Here is a 21,081-nt window from a genome sequence, read left to right on the forward strand (position 1 = left end):
CGGTGGTTCCGCGGCCCAGGTCATCCGGCCGACAGCCCTGGCAATAGGGTGCCACCGTGACTGCCACCCTGAGTTCCACGAAGGCCCGCGCCGCGCTGCGCACATCGGCACGTTTTTCAGCGGAGTTGCTGCTGATATTCGCGATGCTCGCGGTGTCTCTATGGCTTCTGGGCCGGATGTGGTCGGTGGTGTGGCCGCTCGTCGTCGGCCTGCTGCTGACCACACTGACCTGGCCCCTGGCTCGTTTTCTGCGTCGTCACGGGTGGAAGCCCGCCCTCGCCGCGTCGGCCGTGACCGTGCTGTCCCTCCTCGTCGCAGGCGGCGTCGTGGCGCTCATCGCCGTACCGGTGGCGTCCCAGTCCGGTGAGCTGACCGACGGTGTGGTCGAAGGCATCCAGAAGCTGCGCGACTGGGCTTCCGGGCCGCCGTTGAACATCGGCGACGACGACATCACCAAGGCCATGGACAGCGCGGTCGCCCGCGCTCAGGACGGCCTCGGCAGCATGGTCACCACTGTGGTCACAGGAGTGAGCACCATCGTCAACGGCCTGGTCACCGCCGTGCTGGCGCTCTTCCTGATGTTCTTCTTCCTCAAGGACGGCCCGCGCTTCCTGCCGTGGCTCGCCCGCCAACTGCCCGGCCGGCTCGCCACGGACATCCCCACCGTGGCCGCTCGTGGCTGGGCGACCCTGGGCTCCTTCGTACGTTCCCAGGCGGCCGTCGGTCTGCTCGACGCCGTTCTGATCGGCCTGGGCCTGTGGGTTGTTGGGGTGCCGCTGGTGCTGCCGTTGGCGGTGCTGACGTTCGTCTCCGCGTTCGTGCCGATCATCGGCGCCCTGTTCGCCGGCTTCGTGGCCGTCCTCATCGCGTTGGTCTTCAACGGCCTGACGGACGCGCTGATCGTGCTGGCCATCATCATCGTGGTGCAGCAACTCGAGGGGAACGTCTTCCAGCCGATGATCCAAAGTCGTGGGCTCGGCCTCCACGCGGCCGTGATCCTGCTGGCGGTGACCTTGGGCGGCAGCCTGGCCGGCATCGTGGGCAGTCTGCTCGCCGTACCGATCGCCGCGCTGATCGCGGTGGTGTGGAACTACGTGCGCGAGCAGCTCAGCGAGCCGTCACCGGAGCCAGTGGCCGAAGGGTGACCTGCCGCTCCGGCCGACGGCCGGGGCGCCTGGCGCGCGAACGGCCCCTCCCAGGTCGCGGGGCTCCACCTCGCTTGCGAATCTGCAAGCGAAAGGAGTTCCCTCCCATGCTTCCTGTCACCGCGTCGCCCGTGCGTATCGAGGCATCCGTCGATGCCCGGCTCTCCAGATGGCTGTGGCTGGTGAAGTGGCTCCTCGCCATCCCGCACTACATCGTGCTGTTCTTCCTGTGGATCGGGGTCGTGCTCGTCACGGTGATCGCGTTCTTCGCCATCCTGTTCACCGCTCGGTATCCCCGGTCCCTCTTCGACTTCAGCGTCGGCGTACTGCGCTGGAACTGGCGGGTCAGCTACTACGCCCACACCGCGCTCGGCACCGACCGGTACCCGCCGTTCACCCTCGCGGACGTGCCGGACTATCCGGCACGTTTCGACGTCGCCTACCCCGCGCGCCTCTCGCGTGGCCTGGTCCTGGTCAAGTGGTGGCTGCTGGCGATCCCCCAGTACATCGTCGTCGCGATGTTCGCGGGCGGCTGGGGATGGGGCGGGGACTGGGGCGACGGGGGCGGCTGGCGGGGCGGCGGACTGATGCCCTTCCTCTCCCTCGTCGCCGTGGTCGTCCTGCTGTTCACCGCCCGGTACCCGCGGCACCTCTTCGACTTCCTGATGGGCCTCGCCCGATGGGTCGCCCGGGTGACCGTCTATGCCGCGCTGATGACCGACCAGTACCCGCCGTTCCGCCTCGACACGGGCGGACAGGAGTCCACGCCGGGCCCCCAGCCGGACTCACCACCGACCGCGCCCCCGGCCTCCCCCATGACGAAGGGCGAGTAGTCCACCTGGTTCGGCGGCACGCACCCCGTGCCGCCATCGCGTTCAACAGCACGCCGGCCACCACCTACGAGGCCGCTGCCCGTTGGATCGAGTGACCACAGCGAACTGCGCGCGCGGCTCGAGCGCACCTCCTGACTCGCTGGCACCTTCATGGTCCTGCCCCACGACTTGCCGGGCACCGACGCGGCGAACCCGGACGACGTTTCAGATGGCGTCCCGAATGGCCCGTTCGAAGCCCTCGACATGGCCGCGGGCGAGCTGGGCCGCCTTGTCGGGCTCACCGGCGACGATCGCCTCGATCAGCGGTCCGTGCTCCTCGACATGACCGGCCATGTCGGGCAGACGGTCGATGAACAGGCACCAGATGCGGGTGGCCAGGTTGTCGTGGCGGACGAGGGTGTCCTCCAGATACGGGTTGTGCGTGGCGGCGTAGATGGCGCGGTGGACCTGGAGGTCCAGGTGCATGAGTTCGGTGGGGTCGTGCCGACGGGAATCCACGCTCTCCAGCTCCCGCAGCAGCGCTGTCAGCGTCGCGCGGTCCGGGGCCGTGGCGCGCCGCGCCGCCTGGGCGGCGGCCAGGGGCTCCAGCTCCTGGCGTACCTCGGAGATATGGGCCAGGTCGGTGATGTTGACGTCGGTGGCGAAGGTGCCGCGTCGGGGGTAGGTCGTGATCAGGCGCTCGTACTGGAGCCGTTTGAGCGCCTCCCGCACGGGTGTGCGTCCCACGCCGAGGGACTGTGCCAGCTGCTCCTCGTTGATCGGCGCGCTCGGGCGGATCTCGAGCATGACGAGCCGGTCGCGGATGGCGCGGTAGGCACGTTCGGCGAGGGAGAACTCCTCACCGCTCCCGGGCTCGGTCGCCACCTTCTGCATGAGGCCCCCTTGACCTGTCCGACGGGCTCACATACCTTACCGCAGAAGCTGATATATCAGTTGCTCATTAGTTGGCCCCCAGGATGGTGCACAGATGGCAACCAGCCCGTCGACCAGCACATTCACCTCCTCCCTCGCCCTCCCGCTCCGCGAACTCGACCCGGAGGTCGCCGCCGCCGTCGACGCCGAGCTGCACCGCCAGCAGTCCACCCTCGAGATGATCGCCTCGGAGAACTTCGCCCCGGTCGCGGTCATGGAGGCCCAGGGCTCGGTCCTCACCAACAAGTACGCCGAGGGCTACCCGGGCCGCCGCTACTACGGCGGCTGCGAACACGTCGACGTCGTCGAGCAGTTGGCCATCGACCGGGTGAGGGAACTGTTCGGCGCGGAGGCCGCGAACGTGCAGCCGCACTCGGGCGCCCAGGCCAACGCGGCCGCGATGTTCGCCCTGCTCGCCCCCGGCGACACGATCCTCGGCCTGGACCTCGCGCACGGCGGCCACCTGACCCACGGCATGCGCGTCAACTACTCCGGCAAGCTGTACAACGTCGTGCCGTACCACGTACGCGAGTCCGATCTGCGCGTCGACATGGACGAGGTCGAGCAGCTCGCCCGCGAGCACCGGCCCAGGATGATCGTCGCCGGCTGGTCGGCGTACCCCCGTCAACTGGACTTCGCCGCGTTCCGGCGGATCGCCGACGAGGTGGGCGCCTACCTGATGGTGGACATGGCGCACTTCGCCGGGCTGGTGGCGGCGGGCCTGCACCCGAGCCCGGTGCCGTACGCCGACGTCGTGACGACCACGACGCACAAGACCCTCGGCGGCCCGCGCGGTGGAGTGATCCTCAGCCGCGCCGGCCTCGCCAGGAAGATCAACTCCGCCGTCTTCCCGGGCCAGCAGGGCGGCCCGCTGGAGCACGTCATCGCGGCGAAGGCGGTGGCCTTCAAGGTGGCGGCGAGCGAGGAGTTCAAGGAACGCCAGCAGCGCACCCTGGACGGCGCCCGCATCCTCGCCGGACGGCTGCTGGCCGATGATGTGGCCGAGGCCGGCATCACCGTGCTGACCGGCGGCACCGAAGTCCACCTGGTCCTCGTCGACCTGCGGAACTCCGCGCTCGACGGGAAGCAGGCCGAGGACCGGCTGCACCGCGTCGGCATCACCGTCAACCGCAACGCGGTGCCCTTCGACCCCCGCCCGCCGATGGTCTCCTCGGGGCTGCGGATCGGCACCCCTGCCCTCGCCACCCGGGGCTTCGGCGCGGCGGAGTTCCGGGAGGTCGCCGACATCATCGCCCAGGCTCTGAAGGACGAGCGGCTCGGCGACGAGCGCGCGGGCCTGCTGCGCGCCCGGGTCGAGAAGCTCGCCGCCGCGTTCCCCCTCTATCCCCACCTGCCCCAGCTGAACGGAGACGCGGCATGACCACCCAGCCGCTTCCGGAGCACCCGGACTTCCTGTGGCGCACCCCGGACCCGCGCTCGTCGTACGACGTCGTCATCATCGGCGCGGGCGGCCACGGCCTGGCCACCGCCTACTACCTCGCCAAGAACCACGGCATCACCAACGTCGCCGTCCTGGAGAAGGGCTGGCTGGCCGGCGGCAACATGGCCCGCAACACCACGATCATCCGCTCCAACTATCTGTGGGACGAGAGCGCGGCGATCTACGAGCACGCGCTCAAGCTGTGGGAGCGGCTCCCGGAGGAGCTTGACTACGACTTCCTGTTCAGCCAGCGCGGCGTCCTCAACCTCGCGCACACCCTCCAGGACGTGCGCGAGGGAATGCGCCGCGTCAACGCCAACCGCCTCAACGGGGTCGACGCCGAGTGGCTCACCCCGGAGGAGACCGCCGAGGTCTGCCCCATCCTCAACGTGTCGCCCCGCACCCGGTACCCGGTCCTCGGCGGCACCTTCCAGCCCCGCGCCGGCATCGCCAAGCACGACCACGTCGCCTGGGCGCTGGCCCGCCGGGCCGACGAGATGGGCGTGGACCTGATCCAGGGCTGCGAGGTCACCGGCTTCCTCAAGGACGGCGACCGGGTCGTCGGCGTCGAGACCAACCGTGGCCGCATCCTCGCCGGCCGGGTCGGCCTCGCGGCCGCCGGGCACAGCAGCGTGCTGGCCGCGCGGGCGGGCGTACGGCTGCCCGTGCAGTCGCACCCCCTGCAGGCCCTGGTCTCCGAACTGCACGAACCGGTGCACCCGACGGTCGTCATGTCGAACCACGTGCACGTCTATGTGTCCCAGGCGCACAAGGGCGAGCTGGTGATGGGCGCGGGCGTCGACTCCTACAACGGCTATGGACAGCGCGGTTCGTTCCACGTGATCGAGCAGCAGATGGCCGCCGCCGTCGAGCTGTTCCCCGTCTTCGCCCGCGCGCACGTGCTGCGGACCTGGGGCGGCATCGTCGATGTCACGCCGGACGCCTCGCCGATCATCGGCACCACCCCCGTCGAGAACCTCTACGTCAACTGCGGCTGGGGCACCGGCGGTTTCAAGGCCACCCCGGCCGCCGGCTGGACCTTCGCGCACACCATCGCCACGGGCGAGCCCCATCCGCTGAACGCCCCCTTCGCCCTCGAACGCTTCACGACGGGCGCACTGATCGACGAGCACGGCGCAGCAGCCGTGGCCCACTGAAAGCCTGTTGAGAGAAGGACACCGTGCTGCTGATCAGCTGCCCATGGTGCGGTCCCCGTGACGAGACCGAGTACCACTACGGCGGACAGGCCCACGTCCCCTACCCCGAGGCCTCCGCCCAGCTCACCGACGAGCAGTGGGCCGAGTACGTCTTCTACCGCGACAACCCCAAGGGCCCCTTCGCCGAGAGGTGGATGCACAGCACCGGGTGCCGCCGCTGGTTCAACGTCCTGCGCGACACCGTCACCAACGAGGTGCTCGCCGCCTACCGGCTCGACGAGCCCCGCCCCGAACTGCCCCAGGCCGGAGGGAACCGATGACCGACCAGCACTTCCGGCTGAGGCAAGGGGGCCGCGTCGACCGGGGCACCGTGCTGCGGTTCACGGTCGACGGGCGGGAATTGACCGGGCACCCCGGAGACACCGTCGCCTCGGCGATGCTGGCGCACGGGCTCGTCGAGGTCTCCCCGTCGCTCTACCGCCATCGCCCGCGCGGCATCGTCGGCGCGGGTGTCGAGGAGCCCAACGCCCTGTTGCAGATCGACGGTTCGTACTCGGAGGGCATGCTCCCGGCCACCACCGTGGAGCTGTACGACGGACTGTCCGCGACGACCCTGTCCGGGATGGGGCGGCTCGACCCGGCCCCCGACCCCGCCGTCTACGACAAGAAGTACGTCCACACCGATGTCCTGGTCGTCGGCGCCGGACCCGCCGGGCTCGCGGCCGCCACCGCTGCCGCCGGTTCCGGCGCCCGTGTGATCCTCATCGACGACCAGCCCGAGCCCGGGGGTTCGCTGCTCTCCGGGCGCACCGAGAGGGCCGGTGCGCGGACCGCCCACGAGTGGGTCGCCGACGTCCGCGCGGCACTCGACGCCGCCCCCGAGGTCGTGGTCCTGCAACGCACCACGGCCTTCGGGTCGTACGACGACAACTACGTGCTGGCTCTCCAGCGTCGCACCGACCACCTGGGAGCCGACGCCCCTGAGCCCTCCGCCGTCGTCTCGCGCCAGCGGCTGTGGCACATCCGCGCCCGCCAGGTGATCCTGGCGACCGGCGCTCACGAACGTCCGCTGACCTTCGCCGGCAACGACCGTCCCGGGGTGATGCTCGCCGCGGCCGCGCGCACGTACCTCAACCGGTACGCCGTGGCCCCGGGCTCCCGGGCCGTGGTGAGCACGACCAACGACAGCGCCTACGACACGGTCGCCGATCTCCACGCCGCAGGCGTCGACATCGCCGCCGTCGTGGACGCACGCCCCGAACTGTCCCACCGGGCCGCCGAGGTGGCCGTGGCGACCGGGGTACGGGTCCTGACGGGCAGCGCGGTGGTCCAGACCCAGGGCGAAGGCCGGCTCACCGGCGTCACCGTCCAGGCGCTCGACGAGTTCGGTCGACTCACCGGTGAGGCACGGTCGTTCGACTGCGACCTGCTCGCTGTCTCGGGCGGCTGGAGCCCGGTGGTGCATCTGCACAGCCAGCGCCAGGGCAAGCTGCGCTGGGACGAGGACCTGGTCGCCTTCGTCCCCGACGGGACCGTACGGGACCAGCAGGTCGTGGGTGCGGCCCGGGGGACGTACGACCTCGACGGCTGCCTGGCCGAAGGGGCCAGGGCCGGTGCGCGGGCCGCGACGGACGCCGGATTCCCGGTACCCGTACCGTCTCCCGGCGATGCGCGGTCCGGAGCGGGCCCGACGCGCGCACTGTGGCTGGTGCCTGCCCCGGGCGGTGAACCCGGCACCTGGGACACCCACTTCGTCGACCTCCAGCGCGATGTCACCGTCGCCGACATCTGGCGGTCCACCGGCGCCGGCATGCGCGGTGTCGAGCACGTCAAGCGCTACACCTCGCTCGGCACGGCGAACGACCAGGGCAAGACGTCCGGCGTCAACGCGATCGGTGTGATCGCGGAGGCCCTCGGCGGTTCCCTCGGAGAGATCGGCACGACGGCCTACCGGGCGCCCTACACACCGATCGCCTTCGCCGCCCTGGCCGGGCGGGAGCGCGGCGACCTGTTCGATCCGGAGCGGACCACATCCATCCACAGCTGGCATGCCGCCCACGGTGCGGAGTTCGAGGACGTCGGGCAGTGGAAGCGCCCCTGGTACTACCCCGGGCCCGGTGAGGACATGGACACGGCCGTGGCCCGCGAGTGCCGGGCGGCACGTGAGGGCGTGGCGTTCATGGACGCCTCCACCCTCGGGAAGATCGAGATCTGGGGCGCCGACGCGGGCGAGTTCCTCAACCGCGTCTACACGAACGCCTTCAAGAAGCTCAAGCCCGGCACGGCCCGCTACGGCGTCATGTGCAAGCCCGACGGCATGATCTTCGACGACGGTGTGACGCTCCGCCTGGACGACAACCGCTACTTCATGACCACCACCACCGGCGGCGCCGCCGGGGTCCTGGACTGGCTGGAGGAGTGGCTGCAGACCGAGTGGCCCGAACTCGACGTCCACTGCACCTCGGTGACCGAGCAGTGGGCGACGATCGCGGTCGTGGGCCCTCAGTCGCGCCAGGTCGTCGCGGGACTCGCGCCCGACATCGACCTGTCCGCCGAGGCGTTCCCCTTCATGGCCTTCCGCGAGACCACCCTGGCCTCCGGCATCCCGGCCCGTATCTGCCGGATCTCCTTCTCCGGCGAACTCGCCTACGAGATCAATGTGTCCGCGTGGTACGGCCTGGCCGTCTGGGAGCAGGTGTACGAGGCCGGTCAGCCGTACGGCATCACCCCGTACGGCACCGAGACCATGCACGTCCTGCGGGCCGAGAAGGGCTACATCATCGTCGGCCAGGACACCGACGGTACGGTCACCCCGCAGGACGCGGGCATGTCCTGGGTGGTCTCCAAACAGAAGGACTTCGTCGGCAAGCGGTCCTACTCCCGCGCCGACACCGCCCGCACCGACCGCAAGCAGCTGGTCGGCCTGCTGCCGAGCGACCGCACGACCCGGCTGCCCGAGGGCACCCAGCTCGTCGCACCGGATGTGCCGATCACCCCCGAGGCCGGGCCGGTGCCCATGCTCGGACACGTGACCTCCAGCTACCACAGCCCGGCCCTCGGCCGTCCCTTCGCCCTCGCCCTCGTCGCCGACGGGCGGGCCAGGATCGGCGAGACCCTGCTCGCCCCTGTGGGCGAGGACCTGGTGCTCGTCGAGGTGACCGACTTCGTTCTCTACGACCCCGAAGGGACCAGGCGCGATGGCTGAACCGACGACGACCGGGACAGGCTCAGGACCGGTGACGCTGCGCACCAGCCCTCTGGCGCATCTGGAAGAGCGGATGCGCGACGCCACCGTCACCGGAGCCCACGGCGTCACGCTGGCCGAGTGGCCGTTCATCACCATGGTGAACCTGCGTGTCACCCCCGACTCCGAGGCGGCCGACCGCATCGAGAAGGCCCTGGGGGCGCCGCTGCCGCAGCGGTGCGGCCACACCAGCGCATCCGGCCCCCATACGGTCATGTGGCTCGGCCCCGACGAATGGCTCGTGCTGTCCCAGGCCGAAGGGGCCTCTGTGGCCGCCGAGTTGCGGGGAGCGCTCGCGGAAGCCCCGGGTTCGGTCGTGGACGTTTCGGCGAACCGGACCACGCTGGAGCTGAGCGGCCCGGCCGCCCGGCAGGTCCTGGAGAAGGGCTGCCCATTGGACCTGCACCCCCGGGCCTTCGGCCCCGGCCACGCGGTGTCGACCACGGTCGGCCCTGTCGCGGCGCTGCTCTGGCAGGTCGACGGCATGCCCACATACCGGCTGTTCCCGCGGTCCTCGTTCGCCGACTACCTGGCGCGGTGGCTCATCGACGCGATGAGCGAGTACCGCGGTGTGGAGGTGCCCTGATGGTTTCGAGCGCGTCGCCGGACTCCCGGACCGTGAGGGCCGGTCACGCCCCGTCGACCGAGGGCGGGCTCCCGGCTTCCGCCGCGTCACCAGCTCACTGGCCGGCCGAGGCCGATTCCGGCGCGGCGCCCGTCGAGCACGTACTCACCCTCGACTGTCCCGAGGCTCCCGGCATCGTCCTTGCCGTCTCGCGGTTCCTGGTCGAGCACGGCAGCGACATCATCGACAACCAGCAGTTCGGCGACCGCCGCGACGGCCACTTCTTCATGCGGGTGCGCTTCGCCACCCCCGGCAGCGAGAACACCACGGAAGCCCTGCGTCGGGACTTCGCCACGGTGGCTCCCGCTTTCGCCATGCGGTGGCATCTCGAACCGGTCAGCGCCCGGCGCCGCGTGCTGGTCATGGTGTCCCGCTACGGCCACTGCCTCAACGACCTGCTCTTCCGCACCCGCAGCGGCGACCTGCCCATCGACGTGGTCGCCGTGGTCTCCAACCACCGCGACCACGAGGCACTGGTCGCCTGGCACGACATCCCGTTCTTCCATGTGCCGGTCACCGCCGCGACGAAGCACGAGGCTGAAGGCCGGCTCCTGGAGATCGTCGACTCGTGCGGCGCCGAACTGGTCGTGCTGGCGCGATACATGCAGGTGCTGTCCGACGACCTGTGCACCCGGCTGGCCGGCCGGACGATCAACATCCACCACTCGTTCCTGCCCAGCTTCAAGGGCGCCAAGCCCTACCACCAGGCACACGACCGCGGCGTCAAGCTCGTCGGCGCGACGGCCCACTACGTCACCGCCGACCTCGACGAAGGACCGATCATCGCCCAGGAGGTCATCCACGTCGACCACAGCCACACCCCCGACGACCTGGCCGCCATCGGCCGCGACGCGGAGTCGGCGGCCCTGGCCCGGGCGGTGCGGTGGCACTGCGAAGGCCGGGTGTTCGTCCAGGGCAGGCGCACGGTGATCCTTCGCTGACGGCCGGACGCCCACCACGAGCCCTCCCGTCCGCGAGAGTGCTCAGCCCTTGACGGCGGAGCTGGCGACTCCCTGGACGAACCAGCGCTGGAAGAACGCGAAGACGATCAGTACGGGCAGGACCAGGAGGACGCCGAAGGCGAGGATCTGGCCCCAGTCCGGGGGCAGTTGGGCCTGGAAGACGCTCATCTCCAGGGGCAGCGGGCGTACTGAGGGGTCGGAGACCATCAGGACGGGCCAGAGGAAGGAGCCCCACTGCGTGAGGAAGGTCAGGATCGCCACGGACGCGAAGGCCGGCTTCGACATCGGCACGATGATCGCGAAGAAGGTGCGCCAGGGGCCCGCGCCGTCGATGCGGGCCGCCTCCTCGATGCTCGGCGGGATCGAGCGGAAGAAGGTGTGGAACTGGTAGACGGAGAAGGCATTGGCGATGAACGGGATCGCCTGGATGAAGAGCGTGTTGCGCTGGTCGTTGTACATGTAGAAGAGCGGGACGGCCACCGACTCGAACGGGACCAGCATCAGCAGCAGGATGAGCGTGAAGACGGCGTTGCGGCCGCGCCACTTCAGCCGTGACAGCCCGTACGCCGCCATCGAGTTGACGAACAGGCCACCGGTCACCACCACGAACGCGAGCAGCAGCGAGATGCCCATGAAGCGCCAGAAGTAGCCGGTGCTGTCGGAGTTGAGGCTGCTCAGGACGTTGGAGTAGTTGTCGAAGGACAGGTGGGTGGGCAGGAAGCCGGACAGGCCGTTGAGCACTTCGTCGGACGGCTTGAGGCTGCCTATCAGCAGGTAGAGGACGGGCAGCACGAAGATGAACGCCAGCACGCTGAGGACGGCGTAGTCGAGGAAGCGGCGCAGGGGTGTGCGGGTGAGGCCCGTGTGGGTGCTCATGGTCAGTCCTCGTTGTCGGGCCGGACGACGCGGCGCTGGATGAGGGTCAGGGCGACCACGATCAGGAAGAAGACGACGGTGATCGCGGCTGCCTGGCCGACGTTGTTCTGGTCGAAGGCGGTGGTGACGGCCTGATACATCACGGTGCGGCCGGCGTCCTCGTTGAGGCCGCCGCCCTTGACGAGGACGTAGACCTGGTCGAAGACCCGGAAGGAGAGCACCGAGGTGAGCATGGCGACAAAGACGAGGGTGCCGCGAATGCCGGGCAGGGTGATGTGGCGGAACTGCTGCCAGCGGCCGGCGCGGTCGAGGTCGGCGGCCTCGTAGAGCTCACCCGGTATCTGCTGGAGGCCGGCGAGGAGGATGACCATCTGGAAGCCGACGCCCTGCCAGATGGACAGCACGATGATCGAGGCCATCGCGGTGGCGGAGTCGCCGAGCCAGTCGAAGGCACCCCAGTTGCCGAAACTGACCGCGTCCAGCGCGGAGTTGAGCATGCCCTGGTCGCTGCGGGCGAGGATGAGCCGCCAGATCACGGCGACCAGAGCCATCGGGAAGACGACCGGCATGAAGAAGAGGGACCGGAACAGGCCGATCGCCTTGAGCTTGCGGTTCAGCAGGATCGCCAGCCCCAGCGCCAGGGCCGACTGGACGGGGACGACGACCACGGCGAACGTCAGGTTGTTCAGCAGGGCCCGCAGGAAGGGGCCCGACAGGTCCGGGTCGGTGAACAGCCGCCGGTACTGCTCCAGGCCGAAGAAGGTGGGCGCGAGCGGGGAGCCGAGGCGGACGTTGTAGAAGGAGAGGACGACGGCGTAGCCGAACGGGATGCCCACGAAGGCGATGAGTCCGGCGACAGCGGGCGTGGACATGAGCAGTCCGTGCAACCAGTCGCGGTTCCTGCGCACGGAACGCGCCGGATGCGCCGGACGCACCGGACGCTCGGGCTTGGCGGCGGTCACGGGTGGGGCCTTCTCCCGGGCGTGGGGCGCGGCGTGCGCCGGTTCGACGGATGTCACGGATGGGTCCTGTTCCCGGCGGGGGCGGGCGCGGTCTGTTCCGTCCCGCCCCTGGCCGATGGTCCTACGGGATCTTGTAGCCGGCGTTGTCGGAGAAGTCCTGGTCGATGGCGCGGGCGGCCTTCTCCAGGGCGCTCTTCGGGTCGGCTCCGCCGTAGATCGAGTTGAGGGCCTCGCTGAACTTGGCGGTGATGGTGGGGTATCCGGCGGTCACCGGGCGGGTGACGGCGACGCAGGACTTGGTGATGTCGCTGTCGCCGCAGGGCTTGGCGAGCTGGTCGGTGAAGAGCTGGAGCGGGCCGCCCTCCTTGTACAGGGGGCTCGCGGCGAGCGCGGTCTTCGTCGCGGGCGGGGCGCCGTTGGCCGTCGTCATCGCGGTGACGTTGGCGTCGTTGAGCAGGTAGTCCATGAAGGCGCCGGCGGCCTTGGCGTTCTTGGTGTCGGCGCCGATGCCCCACGCCCAGGAGCCCTGGCCGGTCTTGGGACCGTTGCCGAAGTCGGGCAGCGGCAGAACGACCAGGTCGTCGCCGAGCGCCTTGCTGTAGGTGGGGTACATCCAGTGGCCGACCCAGCTCAGGGCGACACGGTCCTTGGCAAAGGCGTTGCCGTCGGTGTTGGGGTCGACGTAGGTCTTCCAGGACTGGACGGTCTTCAGCGCCGAGACCACGGCCGGTGAGTCGAGGGCGCCTTCCGCCTTGTCGCCCTTGATCAGCGAACCGCCGGCCGACCAGACGACGGGGGCGAAGCCGTAGGTTCCCCACTCGGTGGCCAGGCCGTTGCCCTCTTGGATGTCGAGGGTCTTGCCGTCGGAGTCCTTGGCCTTCAACGCCTTGAGGGCGGCGGTGAACTCGTCCGCCGTCCAGGCGTCGGCCACGCTCGTCGGGTACTTGACGCCGGCCGCGTCCAGCAGCTTCTTGTTGCCGTAGATCCCCAGGCCCGAGTCGTACATGCCCAGGCCGTAGTGCTTGCCGCCGATCGCTCCCTGGGACTTGCTCGCGTCGGTGGCGTTGGACATCGTCTTGGCGGAGACGTAGTCGTCGACAGGGGCGAGCTTCTTGTTGTAGACGAAGTTCGCCATGGTCGGGCCGTCGAACTCCAGCACGTCCGGCAGCTCGGAGGCGCTGGTGGCGGTGATGGTCTTGGTGTAGTCGTTGCCGGGTATCAGCTTCAGCTCGACCTTGATGTCGCTCTGCGAGGAGTTGAAGGACTTCACCGCGGCCTGCACGGCGGCGTCCTCGCTCTTCTGGCCCTGGTGGGCCCAGACGCTGATGGTGCCCTTGCCGCTGCCGGCGTCCGCCGAGGCGTCGGTGCCGCTGCCCCCGCCACAGGCGGCCAGTGCCACGAGAGGGAGCAGGGCCAGGCCCGTACAGGCCGTGCGGCGGTGCCTTCTGTTGGTCGAGCTCATGGTCTGTGCCTCCGTGCTGTGGCGTGGGTTCGAGGTGTGGGAGCGATGTCGAGGCGTGGGGATGTGGGGGTCAGAGGGGGCGCTGGGGGGCGCTACTGAGGTCCGCGCGGACGGGGCGGGGCGGTGGTCTCGCGCAGGACCATGCGGATGGGCATCTGGACATGGCCGGGGTGTTCGGCGCCCGGTTCGTCGAGCTGGCGCAGCAGCAGCCGGGCGGCCTCCGCGCCCTGGCCCGCGACCGGCTGGGCGACCGTGGTCAGACCGACCACGTCGGCGAGTTCGTGGTCGTCGAAGCCGACGACGGACACGTCGTCCGGGACCCTCAGCCGGTGGCGGCGCAGGGCGCGCAGCGCGCCCATCGCCATCTCGTCGGACTGCGCGAACACGGCGGTCGGCGGCCGGGAGGTGGCCAGCAACTCGGTCATCGCCCGCTCGCCGCCCTCGACGGTGTAGTCGCCGTCCGCCTCCAGGGCCGGGTCGTGCTCTATCCCGGCCTCGGCCAGGACGTCGAGATACGCCCGGCGGCGCTCGATGGGCGTGGTCCAGTGCAGCGGACCGCTGGATCCGCTGATCATGCCGATCCGGCGGTGGCCGAGGTTCACCAGATGCCGTACGGCGCTCTCCGCGCCCGCCCGGTCGTCGATGCCGACCACCGTGAAGCCGGGCCGGGCGACGCCGACCGTGCTGGCCAGCGGCACCCCCAGGGAACGCAGCGCCGCGGACTCCGCCTCGTCGGGGATGAGCAGCGACAGCACCGCGTCCACCCGCTTGCGGACCGGCAGCTTCGTGAAGAAGCGCTTGCGTGACTCGGGTGCGCCCAGGTTGTACAGCAGGACGTCGTACCCGGCGGCGCTGAACACCTGCTCCGCCGCGTCGAGCACGGTGCCGAAGAACCAGCGGCCCACGTACGGGACGACGACCCCGATGGTGAAGGTGCGACCGCTGGCCAGGCTGGAGGCGGAGCGGGACGCGGTGTAGCCGAGCTGTGCGGCGACGGCCGCGATCCGGTCCCGCACCTCGTCGGAGACGCCCGCCCGGCCGCGCAGGGCACGGGACACGGTGGACGCGGAGACGCCGGCGGCGCGGGCGACGTCGTTGATGCTGGCCGTCACGGCTCAGTTCCTCCCGTTGATTTCACGGCGGTGTGATCTGCGAGTGACGTGACCGTAAACCTGACCTCGCTGTTGCGCAAGCGTTTGCGTTCATATTTACTTGGGCCGATTCTCAAGAGATGCCGCTTTGGTCAATGGTCAGCGCATGCGTTTGGGCGCTGTGAGCCGACAGGAACTACGCATGCGATACGCCCCGCCCGGCCTCTGCGTGAACGACTTCGCCCTGCTGCGCGACGAGGACGGCACGTACACGGTGCTGCACCTTCAGGGGCCCTGGACAGCGGAGTTCGACCACCTGCGGATGGAGACCTCCTACGGCCGGGCGACCTCCGCCGACCTGGTCCGCTGGCAGCCCCAGGGCACCGCCTTCGGCAACGGGCTGCCCGGCCGCTTCGACCAGCAGGCCGTGTGGACCATGCACCCGCTGCGGCACGGCGACGGGATGGCCATGTTCTACACGGGAGTGAGCGGGCTGACGGCGGACGGCTGGCCCCTGCAGTCCGTCGGCCTCGCGTACTCCGACCGCACCGACGGCACGGGCTGGCGGCGCCACGGCACCGGGCCGGTCGTCGAGGCGGACCCGCGCTGGTACCGCACCGGTGAACGCATGGGCTGGCGCGACCCGTTCGTCGTACGCGACGACGAGGGCGAGGGCTGGGTGATGGCCGTCTGCGCGAGCGACGCCTCACTGCCGGTGGAGGTCAGCGGCTGCGTGGCGCTGGCCACGTCGACCGATCTGGAGCACTGGACGGTCCACCCGCCGCTCGTCTCACCCGGGGACGTCGACGAGTTGGAGTGCCCGGTCCTGGAACGCCTCGACGACGGCAGCTGGCTGTTGATCGGCTCCATCGGCGCCACCCGCGGTTTCGAGGCGTGGACCGCCCCGCGCCTGCGCGGCCCCTGGACCCGCCGCGGCCCCCTCGGCCCGACCGGCTCGTACGCTCCCCGTGTCGTCGCGGCGCCCGACGGTTCCCGCGTAGTCGTGCACACCACGCCCCGTCAGGTGGGCCTCACCGACACCGGGGAGCGCTGCCGCGGCATGCTGGCCCAGCCCAAGTCCCTTGTCGTACGGGAGGATTCGGCGCCCCGCCTGGAATGGTGGACCGGCCTGAACGCCTGGCTCGGCGAGGAGACCGATCGGCCCGCCCTCCACGCGGTCGGCGACATCGGCATCACCGGGCCCGTCGAGATCACTCTCCGCACCGACACCCCGGAGGACGGGGGCTCGGCCCTCTCCGTCGGCTGCGACGGCAAGAACCTCTGGATCACCGGCCCCCGCGGCATCCGGCTCGGCGAGACGGTCCTGACCGAACCCGCCGCCACCCTCCGCATACTCACCATCGGCGAATACGTCGAGGTGTACGCCGACAACGTCTTCGCCCTCACGGCCCTGTGCTACTCCGGGCACTCCACCCCGTGGACAGCCGTATCCGACGAACACAGCCGTACGATCCCCATCCGCCCGATCCGGCTGCCCGACCCCCACCGTGACGACGCCTCGGCCATCTGGCCCGGGCCTTGAGTGACCCGGGTCGACTGCCTGGGCGTGGGCCGTTCACTCGGTGGCGGCCCGGGCGCGTGCGGCCTCGCGGACCGCGGCCACGTTCTTCTTGCCCTTCCGCGAGCCGTTCAGCTTGGCCCTGATGTGGTCCCGGACGGTGACCGGTTCGTAGGCGAGACCGTGGTCCGCGTCGAGAAGGGCGGGCAGCGTCTCGATGACCGCGTCCGGGTTCCCGTCGTGGAAGAAGGCCGCCGAGCGGCGCCGCAGGATCGTCCCGTCGACGACGGGGGGCTTGACGCGGTGCAGCGTCGACATCCACCGGTCGTTGGTCAGGAGGGCCGTGAGATCGCCTAGGTTGACGAGCAGAGCGCCGTCCGCGGGCGTCACGTCGTGCCAGGTGCCGTGGCGGTCGAGCACCTGGAGCCCGGGGACCTGGTCGGCCCACAGCACGGTGACGATCCCGTAGTCGGTGTGCTCGCCCATGCCCATCAACTCGCTGTCCAGATCCACGGTGCCTTCGGGCAGGGCGTAGTTGTTCATCCGGAGCACGTCGATGGAGTGTCCGGTGAGCGCCTCGAAGAAGTCCGGTGCCAGACCGAGGGCGTCCGCGAAGATCCGCGTCAGTGTGCGTGCCACCCGCGAGGCGTGACCGAAGTAGGCCTCCACCCGCGGCGTGAACGCCTCGATGTCCGGCCACACGTTGATCCCGAAGTCGTCCTCGGAAAGGCCGAGTTCGGGCGGGAAGGAACGCGCCTCGACACCGACGTTGAAAGCCTCGAAGAAGTCGTTCATCCGTGAGGCCGACTCCAGGCCCAGGCTCAGGCTGAGTGACTCGCTCCGCGGCGGGCTGTACCCGCGGTTCGCGCCGTCGACGCGGTACGTCTTCTTTGCCTCCAGGGGCAGCGCGAAGAACGCGTCCATCGCCCCCTTCAGACCGTCGAGCGCGCTCCGGGGAATGCCGTGCCCGAGGACCTGGATGAACCCCACGTCGGCACACGCGGCATCGATCAGCCGTGCCACTTGCCGCCGCTTCTCGTCCGTACCGTCTCCGACGTAGGGGGAGATGTCGACGGCCGGAACGGTGAACATGGGCGTGGCGGCGGCATTGTGAGACTTCACTGTCCTGCGTCCTTTCAGACTGCGGTCATGGGGCGAAGGGGCGCTGGCCGGCCCGTGTTCCCGGTCCAGTTTCGGGGCGCAGCAGGTCCCATGGCATCTGCTTCCTACGGGAACCACCGTTGAGAGGGACCTCAGCGGGAGGTCAGCGGGGTTTCCGACTCGACGCGGGTGAGTTTTTCGGGGTTGCGGACGTAGTAGAGGCCGGTGACGCGGGCGTTGTCCACCGTGAAGGCAAGCACGCCGTCGATCACGCCGCCCAGGCGCAGGATGAGGCCGGGGTTGCCGTTGACCGTCGTGGGCTCGCTGCTGAAGGTGCCGCCTGCCTTGTCGATGCTGCCGGCCATGTAGCGGAGCACCTTGTCGGCGCCGACGACCGGTCGCAGGGCCGCCAGCCTGAGGCCGCCGCCGTCGCTGACGAAGACGACGTCCGGGGCGAGTACGTCGAGCAGCCCCTGCAGATCCCCGGTTTCCAGCGCGCGCCGGAACGAGTTCGACGCCGCCCGGGCCTCTTCCGGGGAAGCCGGTCTGCGCGGTCGGCGGGCATCGACGTACTGGCGTGCGCGGTAGGCGATCTGGCGTGCGGCGGCGGGGCTCTTGCCGATCGCGGCCGCGATGTCGTCGTAGCCGAAGTCGAAGACCTCGCGCAGTACGAAGACGGCGCGTTCGGTCGGTGAGAGGGTCTCGAAGATGTACATGAGGGCCAGCGACAGGTTCTCGGAGAGTTCGACGTCCTCGGCCACGTCGGGCGTGGTGAGCAGGGGTTCGGGCAGCCAGGGGCCCACATAGGCCTCCTTGCGCCGTTTGAGGGTGCGCAGCCGGTTGAGTGCCTGCCGGGTCGTGATCCGCACGAGGTAGGCGCGCGGGTCCCGCACCTGCGCCGGGTCGGCCTTGACCCATCGCAGCCAGGTCTCCTGGAGGACGTCCTCGGCGTCCGCGGCCGAACCGAGCATCTCGTAGGCGATGGTGAACAGCAGGTTGCGGTGGGCGACGAAGGCCTCCGTCGCGGGGTCGGTGACGTGGTCGTTCATGGCGTGCGCTTCGCTCTCTCGCGGTCGGCCCCACCTCCCGGAGGCAGGCCGTGCATGTGTACCCGGTCCAACGTCGGCTTATCGCCGGCGGCCTCCCCCACTGATCGGCCGGACCGGTCGGTCCGGCCGAAGGAAGGAGGGCCTGACGGCTAGGCCGCGCGTCCGGTCCCGGACCGTGTCGTGCGGTGTTCCGGCCGAGGAGTCTCCGGGCGGTCCGTGTCGTCGCGCTGGGCTGTGCGGGGGCCGGCTTTGCGTGCCCCGGACACCAACTTGTTGAGGGTGAACTTGCAGGCGATCTCCTTGACGCCGGCACCGGTCCGCCCGCCGATGTGGAGCGCGTTCACCGTGTCGTTCGGGTAGGAGAACTGGGTGACGCCCTCGTCCCGGCCGAGGCTCAGGCACTGCCCGGCGAACCACATCCGGACGGGAGCGGGTGTCTTCCCCGCGATCCGGCGCAGAATCGTGGCGGCGGCCGCCGGGCCCAGCTGCACGGCCGCCTGGCAGCTCATCCGGAACGGATGGTCCGGCATCACCCCCGCGTCCCCGGCGGCGACGATGCGCTCGTCGTCAACACAGGTCAGCGTCGCGTCGGTCACCAGACGCCCGGCGGCGTCGGTGCGCAGCCCGCTGCGGGCAGCCAGGTCCGGGACACGGAATCCCGCGGTCCAGATCGTCACCGCGCTGGGCAGTTCACGGCCGTCGCCGAGCTGTACGGCGTCGTGTGTCACTTCCGTCACCTGCGCGCCGGGACCTTCGAGGACGGTCACACCCAGCTTGGCGAGCCGACGGGCGACCGGGCGGCGGACCCGGGCATGCAGGGAGGGGCCGAGCACGTCGCCGCAGACCAGGGTGACCTTGCGACCCGCTTCCGCCAGCTCGGCGGCGGTCTCCAGACCGGTCGGGCCCGCCCCGACCACGGTCACCGGACGCGTCGCGGGCGCCGCGTCAAGCGCCGACCGCAGCCGCTCCGCGCCTTCGAAGTCCGACACCCAATAGGCGAACTCCGCCGCTCCGGGCACGCCGGGATCGGCGGCGCCGCTGCCCACCGCGTAGACGAGGTAGTCGTACGAGACCGCGCCGCCGCCCGCCAGGGACACCCAGCGCTCGGCGGCGTCGATCCGGGTCACGGTGTCGACCACCAGCCGGACCTTCCCGCCCAGAACCTCACCGAAGCTCTCGACCGCGTCGTCCGAGCCGGTCACGAGCTGATGCAGACGGATCCGCTCGACGAATTCAGGACGTGGGTTGACCAGGGTCACCGACACGCCATCGCGTCGAGCCAGGCGATTGGCCGCCGTCACTCCCCCGTACCCGCCGCCGACCACGACCACCTGAACATTCCCGTTCATCATGTCTCCCTGTGTCTCCCACGCGTGATGGACTCGGCATGGAGACACCGGCCGCGCGTCCCGTGTCACAGCCGACGGATGAGACGTAGCGCACATCGGACGCGGCGGAGACGGCGCAGCGACAGAGATCCCTCGACGGGGCCTGACCTGTTGGCGTACTCGCCCGGCCGGACCGGAGACCAGCAGACGAGCAGACGAGCAGACCATGGGGAGCGATGGCACAGGTTCACCAGGGTGGTCATCTGCCGGTCGACGAAGGCGGGCTTGTGCTCCGCACCGGCTGCCGCCGCCCACCTCGGCACGAGTCGGCACGAGCTTGTTGGGCGGCGATCCGGGCCGCAGTGCGAGGTGCCCACGGGCGGCCCCCGGACCGGCCTTGAACGGTCCCACACCGGCGCTGCGACACTCTTCCGTCTCGCGCGGATCACATGATCTACTCCACCAAGGCCATCGAGTACTGGGCCTGAACCTTTCACTGGAAGCGACTGACACGACGGAGTTGTCATGCCGACCGGCCCACAACGGTTCTCACAGATCGTCACCGACAAGGCGCATCCCGCGCGGGTCTACGACTGGCTGCTGGGTGGCAAGGACAACTATCCGGTCGACGAGGCCGTGGGTGAACAACTCCCGCCCGAGGCCAGGGACGCGGCGCGGCAGAACCGCCAGTTCATGCACCGGGCGGCCGCCTGGCTCGCCACGCAGGGCATCGACCAGTTCCTGGACATCGGGACGGGAATCCCCACCGAGCCCAACCTCCACCAGATCGTCCAGGGCATCGTGCCGACGGCGAAGGTCGTCTATGCCGACAACGACCCGATCGTCCTGCGTCATGCCGAGGCGTTGCTGGTCAGCCGGCCCGGAGGAGTCACCGACTACATCGAGGCCGATGTCCGGCAGCCGCAGGGGATCGTCGAGCACGCCCAGCGCATCCTGGACTTCAGCCGCCCCATCGCGCTGTCGCTGATCGCGCTGATGCACTTCGTCCCCGACGAGCAGGACGCGCACGCCATCGTCCGCGATCTGGTCACCACACTGCCGCCCGGCAGCTATCTGGTGCTGTCGCACGCCGCCTCCGACCTCTATCCCGAACTCGCCGCACAGGTCACCGCCGAGTACGCCAAGGGCGGCATCCGGCTCGGCTTCCGTACCCGTGCCGAGGTGGAGCGCTTCTTCGACGGCCTCGACCTCGTTCCGCCCGGTCTGGTCACCGCGACGGAGTGGGCTCCCTCCGACAAGGAGCAGGAAATCGAGGGCAGCGGCATCTACGTGGGGGTGGCCCGCACTCCGTGACCTCGGGGTCTCCGGTGTGGGCCGGACCCGCGATCCGCGGTACCGCAGGAACGGCGCGGC

18 protein-coding genes are annotated in these 21,081 nt (G+C 70.1%); 10 read left to right on the forward strand and 8 right to left on the reverse strand.

Annotated features, from left to right (window positions below):
• Positions 1–68: 68 nt before the first annotated feature.
• Together ACIBEI_RS06080 and ACIBEI_RS06085 are read left to right on the forward strand one after the other, a co-directional pair.
• Positions 69–1,145, forward strand: coding sequence for an AI-2E family transporter (locus ACIBEI_RS06080; protein WP_398886305.1), 1,077 nt, complete (start codon positions 69–71; stop codon positions 1,143–1,145).
• Between the two features lie 107 nt (positions 1,146–1,252).
• Positions 1,253–1,978 carry a DUF4389 domain-containing protein gene (locus ACIBEI_RS06085; protein ID WP_398885536.1) on the forward strand — a complete coding sequence of 242 codons (726 nt, stop codon included), beginning with the start codon at positions 1,253–1,255 and terminating at the stop codon, positions 1,976–1,978.
• A gap of 204 nt (positions 1,979–2,182) precedes the next feature.
• Here the strand turns inward: ACIBEI_RS06085 and ACIBEI_RS06090 are convergent, their stop codons facing one another.
• Positions 2,183–2,851: a GntR family transcriptional regulator gene (locus tag ACIBEI_RS06090; RefSeq protein WP_398885538.1), complete on the reverse strand. Its 669-nt coding sequence runs from the start codon at positions 2,849–2,851 to the stop codon at positions 2,183–2,185.
• Positions 2,852–2,945: 94 nt separating this feature from the next.
• Here ACIBEI_RS06090 and glyA point away from each other — a divergent pair, with 94 nt between their 5' ends.
• Genes glyA through purU form a run of 6 tightly spaced genes read left to right on the forward strand, consistent with a single transcriptional unit; the run spans position 2,946 to position 10,298 of the window.
• On the forward strand, positions 2,946–4,271 hold the full coding sequence (gene glyA / locus ACIBEI_RS06095) for a serine hydroxymethyltransferase (protein WP_398885540.1): 1,326 nt from the start codon (positions 2,946–2,948) through the stop codon (positions 4,269–4,271).
• Positions 4,268–5,488, forward strand: a complete 1,221-nt coding sequence (locus tag ACIBEI_RS06100) for a sarcosine oxidase subunit beta family protein (RefSeq protein WP_398885542.1) — start codon at positions 4,268–4,270, stop codon at positions 5,486–5,488. The genes glyA and ACIBEI_RS06100 overlap by 4 nt, the downstream gene beginning before the upstream one ends.
• A 23-nt stretch (positions 5,489–5,511) precedes the next feature.
• Positions 5,512–5,808 carry a sarcosine oxidase subunit delta gene (locus ACIBEI_RS06105; RefSeq protein ID WP_398885544.1) on the forward strand — a complete coding sequence of 99 codons (297 nt, stop codon included), beginning with the start codon at positions 5,512–5,514 and terminating at the stop codon, positions 5,806–5,808.
• Complete coding sequence (locus tag ACIBEI_RS06110) at positions 5,805–8,693, forward strand: sarcosine oxidase subunit alpha family protein (protein WP_398885546.1); 2,889 nt, start codon at positions 5,805–5,807, stop codon at positions 8,691–8,693. Before ACIBEI_RS06105 ends, ACIBEI_RS06110 begins: the two co-directional genes overlap by 4 nt.
• Positions 8,686–9,318 carry a sarcosine oxidase subunit gamma gene (locus ACIBEI_RS06115; protein WP_398885548.1) on the forward strand — a complete coding sequence of 211 codons (633 nt, stop codon included), beginning with the start codon at positions 8,686–8,688 and terminating at the stop codon, positions 9,316–9,318. The genes ACIBEI_RS06110 and ACIBEI_RS06115 overlap by 8 nt, the downstream gene beginning before the upstream one ends.
• On the forward strand, positions 9,318–10,298 hold the full coding sequence (gene purU / locus ACIBEI_RS06120; protein WP_398885550.1) for a formyltetrahydrofolate deformylase: 981 nt from the start codon (positions 9,318–9,320) through the stop codon (positions 10,296–10,298). The genes ACIBEI_RS06115 and purU overlap by 1 nt, the downstream gene beginning before the upstream one ends.
• Positions 10,299–10,340: 42 nt before the next feature.
• Here purU and ACIBEI_RS06125 read toward each other — a convergent pair whose 3' ends face one another.
• From ACIBEI_RS06125 to ACIBEI_RS06140, 4 genes are all read right to left on the reverse strand, one after another.
• Complete coding sequence (locus ACIBEI_RS06125; protein ID WP_398885552.1) at positions 10,341–11,195, reverse strand: carbohydrate ABC transporter permease; 855 nt, start codon at positions 11,193–11,195, stop codon at positions 10,341–10,343.
• Between the two features lie 2 nt (positions 11,196–11,197).
• The gene (locus tag ACIBEI_RS06130) at positions 11,198–12,214 is read right to left on the reverse strand and encodes a carbohydrate ABC transporter permease (protein ID WP_398885554.1); all 1,017 of its coding nucleotides are present in this window, start codon (positions 12,212–12,214) and stop codon (positions 11,198–11,200) included.
• A 64-nt stretch (positions 12,215–12,278) separates the two neighbouring features.
• A complete protein-coding gene (locus ACIBEI_RS06135) occupies positions 12,279–13,619 on the reverse strand; it encodes an ABC transporter substrate-binding protein (RefSeq protein WP_398885556.1) in 1,341 nt (446 codons plus the stop codon).
• Positions 13,620–13,711: 92 nt separating this feature from the next.
• Positions 13,712–14,731: a LacI family DNA-binding transcriptional regulator gene (locus ACIBEI_RS06140; protein WP_398885558.1), complete on the reverse strand. Its 1,020-nt coding sequence runs from the start codon at positions 14,729–14,731 to the stop codon at positions 13,712–13,714.
• A gap of 181 nt (positions 14,732–14,912) precedes the next feature.
• Between ACIBEI_RS06140 and ACIBEI_RS06145 the strand changes: the two genes are divergently transcribed.
• Positions 14,913–16,253 carry a mucin-1 gene (locus tag ACIBEI_RS06145; RefSeq protein ID WP_398885560.1) on the forward strand — a complete coding sequence of 447 codons (1,341 nt, stop codon included), beginning with the start codon at positions 14,913–14,915 and terminating at the stop codon, positions 16,251–16,253.
• A gap of 33 nt (positions 16,254–16,286) precedes the next feature.
• Here the strand turns inward: ACIBEI_RS06145 and ACIBEI_RS06150 are convergent, their stop codons facing one another.
• The 3 genes from ACIBEI_RS06150 to ACIBEI_RS06160 form a co-directional block, all read right to left on the reverse strand.
• Complete coding sequence (locus ACIBEI_RS06150; protein ID WP_398885562.1) at positions 16,287–17,351, reverse strand: isopenicillin N synthase family dioxygenase; 1,065 nt, start codon at positions 17,349–17,351, stop codon at positions 16,287–16,289.
• A gap of 131 nt (positions 17,352–17,482) precedes the next feature.
• On the reverse strand, positions 17,483–18,379 hold the full coding sequence (locus tag ACIBEI_RS06155) for an RNA polymerase sigma-70 factor (RefSeq protein WP_398885564.1): 897 nt from the start codon (positions 18,377–18,379) through the stop codon (positions 17,483–17,485).
• A gap of 149 nt (positions 18,380–18,528) precedes the next feature.
• Positions 18,529–19,728, reverse strand: a complete 1,200-nt coding sequence (locus tag ACIBEI_RS06160) for an NAD(P)/FAD-dependent oxidoreductase (protein WP_398885566.1) — start codon at positions 19,726–19,728, stop codon at positions 18,529–18,531.
• Positions 19,729–20,232: 504 nt separating this feature from the next.
• On the opposite strand from ACIBEI_RS06160, the gene ACIBEI_RS06165 reads away from it, so the two are divergent.
• Positions 20,233–21,021, forward strand: a complete 789-nt coding sequence (locus ACIBEI_RS06165) for an SAM-dependent methyltransferase (RefSeq protein ID WP_398885568.1) — start codon at positions 20,233–20,235, stop codon at positions 21,019–21,021.
• The last annotated feature ends 60 nt before the right edge of the window (positions 21,022–21,081 follow it).

It is taken from the genome of Streptomyces sp. NPDC050988, from assembly GCF_044456225.1.
In the GTDB taxonomy this organism is placed as follows: domain Bacteria; phylum Actinomycetota; class Actinomycetes; order Streptomycetales; family Streptomycetaceae; genus Streptomyces.

Bases quoted from the DNA above. Each gene is read 5' to 3' on its own strand.
- glyA (WP_398885540.1), top strand. From the start codon at position 2,946: ATGGCAACCAGCCCGTCGACCAGCACATTCACCTCCTCCCTCGCCCTC.
- ACIBEI_RS06160 (WP_398885566.1), bottom strand. From the start codon at position 19,728: ATGAACGGGAATGTTCAGGTGGTCGTGGTCGGCGGCGGGTACGGGGGA.
- ACIBEI_RS06085 (WP_398885536.1), top strand. From the start codon at position 1,253: ATGCTTCCTGTCACCGCGTCGCCCGTGCGTATCGAGGCATCCGTCGAT.
- ACIBEI_RS06155 (WP_398885564.1), bottom strand. From the start codon at position 18,379: ATGAACGACCACGTCACCGACCCCGCGACGGAGGCCTTCGTCGCCCAC.
- purU (WP_398885550.1), top strand. From the start codon at position 9,318: ATGGTTTCGAGCGCGTCGCCGGACTCCCGGACCGTGAGGGCCGGTCAC.
- ACIBEI_RS06100 (WP_398885542.1), top strand. From the start codon at position 4,268: ATGACCACCCAGCCGCTTCCGGAGCACCCGGACTTCCTGTGGCGCACC.
- ACIBEI_RS06090 (WP_398885538.1), bottom strand. From the start codon at position 2,851: ATGCAGAAGGTGGCGACCGAGCCCGGGAGCGGTGAGGAGTTCTCCCTC.
- ACIBEI_RS06135 (WP_398885556.1), bottom strand. From the start codon at position 13,619: ATGAGCTCGACCAACAGAAGGCACCGCCGCACGGCCTGTACGGGCCTG.
- ACIBEI_RS06125 (WP_398885552.1), bottom strand. From the start codon at position 11,195: ATGAGCACCCACACGGGCCTCACCCGCACACCCCTGCGCCGCTTCCTC.
- ACIBEI_RS06165 (WP_398885568.1), top strand. From the start codon at position 20,233: ATGCCGACCGGCCCACAACGGTTCTCACAGATCGTCACCGACAAGGCG.
- ACIBEI_RS06115 (WP_398885548.1), top strand. From the start codon at position 8,686: ATGGCTGAACCGACGACGACCGGGACAGGCTCAGGACCGGTGACGCTG.
- ACIBEI_RS06110 (WP_398885546.1), top strand. From the start codon at position 5,805: ATGACCGACCAGCACTTCCGGCTGAGGCAAGGGGGCCGCGTCGACCGG.
- ACIBEI_RS06145 (WP_398885560.1), top strand. From the start codon at position 14,913: ATGCGATACGCCCCGCCCGGCCTCTGCGTGAACGACTTCGCCCTGCTG.